This is a genomic window from Candidatus Albibeggiatoa sp. nov. BB20 (genome assembly GCA_016744725.1).
Taxonomy (GTDB): Bacteria; Pseudomonadota; Gammaproteobacteria; order Beggiatoales; family Beggiatoaceae; genus Albibeggiatoa.
This window is the reverse complement of the sequence record JADGDW010000296.1, coordinates 1-1,248: the sequence shown is the minus strand read 5'-3', so window position 1 is coordinate 1,248 and position 1,248 is coordinate 1. Positions and strand designations below refer to the sequence as shown.

1 protein-coding gene is annotated in these 1,248 nt (G+C 41.7%); it reads left to right on the top strand.

Going from position 1 to position 1,248, the window contains the following annotated elements; genetic code table 11:
- Positions 1–1,248, top strand: a 1,248-nt coding sequence (locus tag ABXH34_RS18710) for a YHYH protein (protein ID WP_353573408.1), incomplete at both ends; no start/stop codon positions are given.

Sequence of the window (1,248 nt, the reverse complement as noted above, 5' to 3'; positions counted from 1 at the left end):
ATCGGCTCAAATCGTCAGCAAATGGGCGACGGTGGATTTATTACCCAAATTACCAACTTAGACACAGGCAATATTGTCGGTATTTCTGATGGCTCTATGCGTTGCCAAGTGATTCATAAAGCCCCATTGGACAAAGCTTGTGCCAGTGAATCAAACCCCGTTGCAGGTCAAAGCCCCTGTGAATTTATCAGTATTGAAGAACCTGAATCATGGAAAACAGCCACTTTTGATGACAGCGCATGGTCATTTGCTACGGAATATACAGCCGCACAAGTGAGTCCCAAAGACGGCTATGATGAAATATTCTGGGATTCAACTGCAAAACTGATTTGGGCAGATGATTTGGAACAAGATAATACGGTGCTGTGTCGGCTTGCGATTGGTGGCATAAGTGATGGTTCAGAAACTCAAATTGAACACTCGCATGATGAACTACATTCGCATTTTGGGCACTTTGATAACGTCAAAACCAGTGAAGATTCTACTTATTTACTAATCGAATCTAGCGGTATACCTGAACACAATATGATGGAAGGCATCACCAGTTGGCAGCAACAAGTACCCATTCCACAAGATTATACAGGCGATAATAGCTGGAAAATCCCACTCAATCCTGTTCTGGCAGAAACCCCCATATTAACCAAAGATCATTTTCATCGTGGTGCAATTGCCATCGCGGTGAACGGTGTACCTATTTTTAATGCGTTGAATAATCGCGGTGAATATGCTGCTGATATTGGCGAATTGGATAAATGGGGTGGTCATAGTGGTCGCGCTGATGACTATCATTACCATGTAGCACCAGAACATCTTGAAACAATCGTTGGTGAAGGTAATCCCATCGCCTATGCTTTAGATGGCTTTCCTTTATATACGCAAACTGAGCAGCCGCTTGATGAATATTTAGGGCGGTTTAATGAAAGCGGTTTATATCAATACCATGCTACTGATTATCCTCCCTATTTAATCGCGGGTTTAAGAGGAGAAGTACAAGTTGATTCGTTCGCCAATGCGCCTGAAGACCAGATTGAGCCTCAACCTCGTTCTCAACCTGTTAGAACTAAAGATTATGGGCCTTTAAACGGTGCTGAAATTACAGAATTCAATAAAATTAGCGAGAATAGCTATTCATTGCAATATCTGGTTAATAGCGAAAAATATCAAGTTAATTATCAATGGGATGACAATGGCGCGTATCAGTTTGTGTTTGTTGATGCACAGGGCAGTGAAATCATTGAAAATTATCAA